The organism is Hydrogenophaga sp. GW101-3F08 (assembly GCF_059424585.1).
Genome location: NZ_JBWKZP010000013.1, coordinates 104,823 through 111,373, shown reverse-complemented (window position 1 = coordinate 111,373; position 6,551 = coordinate 104,823). Strand labels below are relative to the sequence as shown.

The window sequence follows — 6,551 nt, the reverse complement described above, 5'->3', positions numbered from 1 at the left end:
GCCACGGGTGCGGCGGCGGTGGGCGGCGGGGTCGCGGGCGCGGCGGCCCGGGCCGGAGCGGCCACGGGTGGCGCCACCGCCGGCGGCTCGGCGGTCACCGCGGGCGGGGGTTTGGGGGCCCAGACACGCACGCCCATCTCGGCCAGCATGGCGCGCTGGCGCGCGTCGAGCTGGGGCACGAACGAGGTGTCCGTCATGGGGCCTCCCCACCGTTGCCGCGGGCCGCCAGGCTCAGGCTCATCACCACCGCGTCTTCGCGCTGGAAATGGCCCGCCGGGTAGTAGCCGCGGCGCAGGCCGACCTGGGTGAAACCGTAGCTTTCGTAGAGCGCACGCGCGGGCACGTTGCCCTGCCGCACCTCCAGCCAGAGCCATTGCGCGCCCTGCCCGCGCGACCACAGCACCAGCGCGTCGAGCATGAAGCGCGCCCAGCCCTGGCGCTGGTGGGTCGGCGCGACGGTGATGTTGAGCAGGTGCACCTCGTCCACCCCGGGCATGGCCACGAGGTAGCCCAGCAGCACGCGGCCGTCGCTGCGCCCGGGGCTGGCCGTCTCGCCGGGCAGCGCCTCGCCCAGCAGCATCACCGCCGGGTAGCCCGAGGCCAGCGAGTCGGCCAGGTGCTTGCGCGTCCAGGGGTGGGTGTAGGCCAGCTTTTCCACCGCGTGCACCGCGTCCAGATCGGCCTCGGCCATGGGCACGAAGGCGATGCGGCGCGCGGCGGCGGCATCGGCGCGCGGCCAGTCGGCCGGGGTCCACACGGGCACGCGGGACGCGTCCTGGGTCGTGCCGGGTTCGGGTGATTGCGCCATGCCAGCCCCCATCAGGCGCCCAGGGGATCGGTGGGCGTGGGCGCGGCCAGCCGGGCCAGGTGGTCCAGCCGCAGCTGCTCGCGTTCGGCCGTGGTCTGCGCCACCTTGTCGCGCACGTAGAGCGGCAGCGCGTCCTGCGCGGCCACGGCGTGTCCGGCGGCCAGCAGCGCCGGGGCCAGGCGCAGCAAGGCGCTGGCCGTGGGCAGCGCGCGCTGGCGTGCGCCGGGCAGATCGCTGAACTGCGCGCCGTAGGCCTCGAACACATTGCCGGCCAGCAGGCAGTCGCCCGCCTCCAGCGAGAGCGCCGGCGGCAGGCACTGCTGCAGGTACCCGCCCAGCTCGGCCGGCGCGCACAGGCGCGGCGGCTGCAGCGGCGCGATCGCCAGGCCCTGCGGCCCGCAGGCGTACGGCGCCACGTACATCTCGTCCATGCGGGCGTCGAGCAGGGCCACGATCACGCCCGGCAGCGCCTGCCCGGCCTGCTCGCGCTGCCAGCGCGCTTCTTCGGCCAGGGCGTGCAGCGTGTCCACCGGCAGCACCGGGATGCCACCGGCGCGGCCCGCGCCCCGGGCGCCGTAGGCCAGGCCCTGGGCCACGGCGCAGGCCGTGCGCAGGCCGGTGAACGAGCCCGGACCGCGGCCAAACACCAGCGCGTCGAGTTCGTGCAGCGCCCAACCCGCCTGGGCCAGCAGGGTCTGCACCACCGGCAGCAGCGTGGCCGAGGCCTGCGCACCGCCCGGGCCGGTGTGCGGGCGGACCGGCCGCTCGGGCGTGCCCGGCCCCACCGCCACCGACAGGGTGTCGGTGCTGGTTTCCAGGGCCAGCAGCCGCAACGGGGAGCGGGTGGCCGGGTCGAGGCTGGCGGGGGACAAAGACATCCGGGCATTATCGGCCACCCCGGGGGGCCGGCCTGGCCGCCGCGCGGCATGCCCGCGGGCCGCCCGTGCCCGGCAAGGGCCGCCTCTTTTCACCGCAGGGCGCCAGCGGCGCGGGCCGCCGTCCCATAATGAAAACCCCCATGTCCGCCGCCCTGCTGCCCGCTGTGTTGCTCTCTTTCCCGCCCCACTGGCGCCGTGTGCGCCGCGCCCTCGCGCGCACCGCGCTCGTCCTGCTGGGGGCGCTGACCCTGCCCGCCTGCGCCCAGCTGCCGGTCCCGTCAAAGAGCGGTCTGCCCCCCGGCGTGTCGGCGGCGCTGGCGCGCGCCGGTGTGCCGGCCGACGCGCTCTCGGCGCTGGTGGTGCCGATCGCGCCGCCCGGCCCCGAGCGGCTGCGCCACCGCGCCGAGGCCTCGGTCAACCCGGCTTCGGTGATGAAGCTGGTCACCACCTACGCGGCGATCGACCTGCTGGGCCCGGATTTCACCTGGACCACGCGCTTTTTCACCGACGGCGAGGTCAGCGAGGGCGTGTTGCGCGGCAACCTGTACGTGCGCGGCGGCGGCGACCCCAAGCTGGTGCTCGAACGCATCCAGGACGCCTTCGTGGCCCTGCAGGACCAGGGCGTGCGCGTGGTCCTGGGCGACATGGTGCTCGACCACAGCGACTTCGAGCTGCCCGAGAGCGACCCCGGCGCGTTCGACGGCGAGGCCCTGCGCCCGTACAACGCCTCGCCCGACGCCCTGCTGGTGAACTTCAAGTCGGTGATCCTGAGCTTCTTGCCCGACCCGGCCGCAGGCGTGGCCTGGGTGCGCAGCGAGCCGCCGCTGGCGGGCCTGGCCGTCGACACCACCGTGCCGCTCTCCGGCGGCGGCTGCGGCGACTGGCGCCTGGGCCTGCTGGCGCGTTTCGACGACGCCAACACCATCCGTTTCGGCGGCCGTTATCCGCTGGATTGTGGTGAACGCAGCTGGCCCGTGGCCTACCAGGACCCCGCCAGCTACGCCGCGCGCGCCCTGGAAGGCCTGTGGCGCGCCAGCGGCGGCGCGCTCACCGGCCAGGTGCGCACCGGATCCACGCCACCCGGCGCACGCCTGCTGCACGACGCGCGCTCACTGCCGCTGTCGGACATCATCACCGACGTCAACCAGTGGAGCAACAACGTGATGGCGCAGCAGGTCTTCCTCACCCTGGGCCGGCTCTCGCCCACCCAGGTGATGAGCGAGAGCACGCTGGCCGACCGGCTGGCCCTGATGCGCCCGGGCCGTTTCGAGCGCTCGCGCGAGGTGATCGCGGCCTGGTGGCGGCGCACCTTCGGGCCGCGCCACGAGCCCCCGGTGCTGCACAACGGCTCGGGCCTGTCGCGCGACGAGCGCATCACCGCCGATGCGCTGGTGGGCCTGCTGCGCCACGCCGCGCGCCACCCGCAGGGCGAGCGCTTCGTGCAGTCGCTGTCCATCGCCGGCGTCAATGGCACGGCCGCCCGCATGGCGCAAGACCCGCTCAGCGCAGCGCGCGGCAACGCCTGGCTCAAGACCGGCACCCTGCGCGACGTGATGGGGGTGGCCGGCTACGTCAACGCGGTCAACGGCACGCGCTACGCGGTGGTCGGCTTCATCAACCACCCCAACGCGCCGGCCGCGCGCCCGGCGCTCGAAGCGCTGGTGGAGTGGACGGCCTCGCAGGCGGATTGAAGCGAACCACCCCCGCAGCGCTTCGCGCTACCCCCTCAAGGGGGCGGCACTGGCCGTCCGGCAAAGCCGGCCCGGCGGTGCCCTGGGCTGCACCGCTTCACGCATCGGGATCGCGCTCCGGTGGTCCTCCGACGGGCTCAGGCCGCGGCGCGCTGCAGCCGGTCGCGCACGCCATCCCACGCGGCGTCGTCCGGGGGCGTCTCGACCCAGATCAGGCGCACGCCGGTAGCGTCGAGTTCGCGCAGCACGGCGAACAGCTCCTGCGCGCAGCGCGCGGCGTCATCGGGCATGCGCCGCCGCGGCACCGCCGCCACCGTGCGGACCGCCTGGCGCGCGTAGACCGCGATGTTTTTCGCGTCGGCGCCGAGCAGGTCCAGGGCGGCCTGCAACTGCTGCGCGCTCATCAGGCGCACCTGGGCGCGTGGCGCGTAGTGCGATTCGAGCGTGCCCGAGGCGCGCGGCGCGGCCTCGTCGCGCGCGCGCAGCGGCTGGCCGCAGGCCGCTTCGAGCCGGTCCGGCGTGATCATGCCGGGGCGCAGCAGCACCGGGTGGCCACGCGTGCAGTCCACGATGGTGGACTCGATGCCGACCGGGCAGGCGCCGCCGTCCAGGATCAGCAGCGCGTCGTCGGACAGCCCGGCGAACTCTTCGGCCACGTGCTGCGCCGTGGTGGGGCTGACGCGGCCAAAGCGGTTGGCGCTGGGCGCGGCCACGCCGTGCACGCCCTGGGCGACCGCGGCCGTCAGCAGCGCCTGGGCCACCGGGTGCGCCGGGCAGCGCAGGCCCACCGAATCCTGCCCCCCCGCGGCCACCGCCGCCACCTCGGGCCGGCGCGGCAGGATGAGCGTGAGCGGACCGGGCCAGAACGCCTGCATCAGCGCCAGCGCAAACGCCGGCACCTCGCTCGCGTAGTGGTCCACCCCGGCGCGCCAGCCCTGCGGCCCCGCGCCCGGCGCGAGGTGCACGATCAGCGGGTGGTCGCTCGGGCGGCCCTTGGCTTCAAAAATGCGGTGCACCGCGCTGGCGTTGTCGGCGTCGGCCGCCAGGCCGTAGACGGTTTCGGTCGGCAGCCCCACCAGCGAACCCGCTGCCAGGCGCCGGGCAGCGGACTCGATGGCCGCCGGATCTTGGGCGTTCAGAACGAGAGACATGGGCGCATCAGCAACATCATCATGGGAGAAATGCCCCAAACCCGGCGCACCGCGGAACCGGCTTTGCCGGGCCGCCAGTGCGGCCCCCTAGGGGGCTGAGGGCTGCGGCTCCAAGCCTGCCCGCGCAGGCTTGGACAGCCCGAAGAGGCATCGACTCTGGCGATGCTGCGGCCTGCAAGGCGCGCCGCAGGCGCGTCGGGGGGGTCATAGTCCCAGCAGGGCCAGCACCCGCGCCGCCGTCTCGCGCGCCTGCGCCACCGTGGGCGCGGTGATGTTCAGGTGGCCCATCTTGCGGCCCGGGCGCGCGCTGAGCTTGCCGTAGAGGTGCAGGTGGGTGCCGGGCAGCGCCAGCACCTGGGCCCAGGGCGGCGACACCGGCTGCTCGCTGGCCTGGGCGCGCACGCCGTTGGCGTTGAACCATAGGTCACCCAGCAGGTTGACCATGATGGCCGGGCTGTGCTGGCGCGGTGTGGGCAGCGGCAGGCCGGCCAGCGCGCGCACCTGCGCCTCGAACTGCGAGATGTCGCAGGCGTTCTGCGTGTAGTGGCCGCTGTTGTGTGGGCGCGGTGCCATTTCGTTGACGATCAGGTCCGAGCCGCCCGCGCCGTCGTCCACCACGAAGTACTCCACGCAGAGCACGCCCACGTAATGCAGGTGGTTGGCAATGGCGACCGTGCTGGCCTGCGCGCGCGCGGCCAGCTCGGCCGGCACGGCGCCCTCGTACACCTCCGTGATGGCCAGGATGCCGTCGTGGTGCGTGTTGGCCTGCACCGGGAAGCTCACCACCTGACCATCGGCGCCGCGCGCCACCAGCACCGAACACTCGCTTTGCAGCGGCATCAGCTTTTCCAGCACGCAGGGCACGCGACCCAGCTGCTCCCAGGCGGCGGCCAGCTCTTCGCGGGTCTTGACGCGGATTTGGCCCTTGCCGTCGTAACCCAGGCGGGCGGTTTTCAGGATGCCGGGCAGCAGATTGGCCGGCACGGCCGCCAGCAGCTCGGGCGATTCGATGGCCGCGTAGGGTGCGGGGTACACGCCGCTGATCGGGCCGCAGGCCACGAAATGCGCTTTTTCCTCGATGCGGTCCTGCGCCACGGCCACGCAGGCGGCCGACGGCGCCACCGGGCGGTGCGCGCCGAGCGTGAGCAGCGCGGGCGCGGGCACGTTCTCGAACTCGGTCGTGATGGCGTCGCAGCGCTGCATCAGCTGCGCCAGGCCCTGCTCGTCGTCGTACGGGGTCTGTATGTGGTAGTGGCTGATCAGCCCGGCCGGGCTGGCGGGGTCCGGGTCCAGCACCGCCGTGAAATAACCCATGGCCTGCGCGGCCTGCACGAACATGCGGCCCAACTGGCCACCGCCCATGACGCCCAGGGTCATCTGCTGGCCACGGTCGGACAGGGCGCCGGGAAGCAAGGGCTTGAGACTCATGGGGTCATTCCGTGGGAAGGGTCATGTGGCGGGCCGCCTCCGTCTGCGCGGCGCGGAAGGCTTCGAGTTGGGCGCGCAGGGCCGGGTCAACGTTCGCCAGCAGGGCCACGGCGAACAGCGCCGCGTTCGCCGCGCCGGCGGGGCCGATGGCAAAGGTGGCCACCGGCACGCCCTTGGGCATCTGAACGATGCTGTGCAGCGAATCGACGCCCGACAGCGCCTTGGACATCACCGGCACGCCCAGCACCGGCACCACCGTCTTGGCCGCGATCATGCCCGGCAGGTGCGCCGCACCGCCCGCGCCCGCGATGATGGCCTTGAGGCCGCGGCCGACGGCGGCTTCGGCGTAGGCGAACATGTCGTCGGGCATGCGGTGCGCCGAAACCACCCGCGCCTCGTGTGCGATGCCGAAGTCCTTGAGGATCTGCACGGCGTGTTGCATGGTGTCCCAGTCGCTGCTGGAGCCCATGACCACGCCCACTTGAATGGGATTCATTGGGTTGCCTTGTGTCGGGCCCCGGGGGGCCGGCGGGGGGAGCGGGTCTGGGGAGGACGGCCCGGCTCCGGTAAAGTGTCGATTTTACGTTTCGCGCCC

General features: G+C 73.8%; 6 protein-coding genes and 1 pseudogene. 1 reads left to right on the top strand and 6 read right to left on the bottom strand.

The features are described 5' to 3' along the window. From AC07YZ_RS23955 to tsaB, 3 genes and pseudogenes are all read right to left on the bottom strand, one after another. Positions 1-197: pseudogene (locus AC07YZ_RS23955) on the bottom strand (uracil-DNA glycosylase); the annotation flags it as partial. Then, entirely contained in the window at positions 194-808 is a 615-nt protein-coding gene (rimI, locus tag AC07YZ_RS23950) for a ribosomal protein S18-alanine N-acetyltransferase (RefSeq protein ID WP_494796609.1), read from the bottom strand. The gene rimI and the pseudogene AC07YZ_RS23955, both read right to left, overlap by 4 nt. A gap of 11 nt (positions 809-819) precedes the next feature. Further along, positions 820-1,686, bottom strand: a complete 867-nt coding sequence (gene tsaB, locus AC07YZ_RS23945) for a tRNA (adenosine(37)-N6)-threonylcarbamoyltransferase complex dimerization subunit type 1 TsaB (protein WP_494796608.1) — start codon at positions 1,684-1,686, stop codon at positions 820-822. 140 nt (positions 1,687-1,826) lie between these two features. Here tsaB and dacB point away from each other — a divergent pair, with 140 nt between their 5' ends. Next, positions 1,827-3,377, top strand: a complete 1,551-nt coding sequence (gene dacB, locus AC07YZ_RS23940) for a D-alanyl-D-alanine carboxypeptidase/D-alanyl-D-alanine endopeptidase (RefSeq protein WP_494796607.1) — start codon at positions 1,827-1,829, stop codon at positions 3,375-3,377. 137 nt (positions 3,378-3,514) lie between these two features. On the opposite strand, the gene AC07YZ_RS23935 is transcribed toward dacB, so the two are convergent. The 3 genes from AC07YZ_RS23935 to purE all read right to left on the bottom strand — a co-directional run bounded on the left by AC07YZ_RS23935 (position 3,515) and on the right by purE (position 6,452). Further along, positions 3,515-4,528, bottom strand: coding sequence for an L-threonylcarbamoyladenylate synthase (locus AC07YZ_RS23935; protein ID WP_494796606.1), 1,014 nt, complete (start codon positions 4,526-4,528; stop codon positions 3,515-3,517). 204 nt (positions 4,529-4,732) lie between these two features. After that, positions 4,733-5,956: a 5-(carboxyamino)imidazole ribonucleotide synthase gene (locus tag AC07YZ_RS23930; protein ID WP_494796605.1), complete on the bottom strand. Its 1,224-nt coding sequence runs from the start codon at positions 5,954-5,956 to the stop codon at positions 4,733-4,735. A gap of 4 nt (positions 5,957-5,960) precedes the next feature. After that, complete coding sequence (gene purE / locus AC07YZ_RS23925) at positions 5,961-6,452, bottom strand: 5-(carboxyamino)imidazole ribonucleotide mutase (protein ID WP_226491088.1); 492 nt, start codon at positions 6,450-6,452, stop codon at positions 5,961-5,963. Positions 6,453-6,551 lie beyond the last annotated feature (99 nt).

What these genes read in the sequence shown, in the direction of transcription:
- AC07YZ_RS23935 (WP_494796606.1), bottom strand. Translation starts at nt 4,528, where the DNA reads ATGTCTCTCGTTCTGAACGCCCAAGATCCGGCGGCCATCGAGTCCGCT.
- rimI (WP_494796609.1), bottom strand. Translation starts at nt 808, where the DNA reads ATGGCGCAATCACCCGAACCCGGCACGACCCAGGACGCGTCCCGCGTG.
- dacB (WP_494796607.1), top strand. Translation starts at nt 1,827, where the DNA reads ATGTCCGCCGCCCTGCTGCCCGCTGTGTTGCTCTCTTTCCCGCCCCAC.
- tsaB (WP_494796608.1), bottom strand. Translation starts at nt 1,686, where the DNA reads ATGTCTTTGTCCCCCGCCAGCCTCGACCCGGCCACCCGCTCCCCGTTG.
- AC07YZ_RS23930 (WP_494796605.1), bottom strand. Translation starts at nt 5,956, where the DNA reads ATGAGTCTCAAGCCCTTGCTTCCCGGCGCCCTGTCCGACCGTGGCCAG.
- purE (WP_226491088.1), bottom strand. Translation starts at nt 6,452, where the DNA reads ATGAATCCCATTCAAGTGGGCGTGGTCATGGGCTCCAGCAGCGACTGG.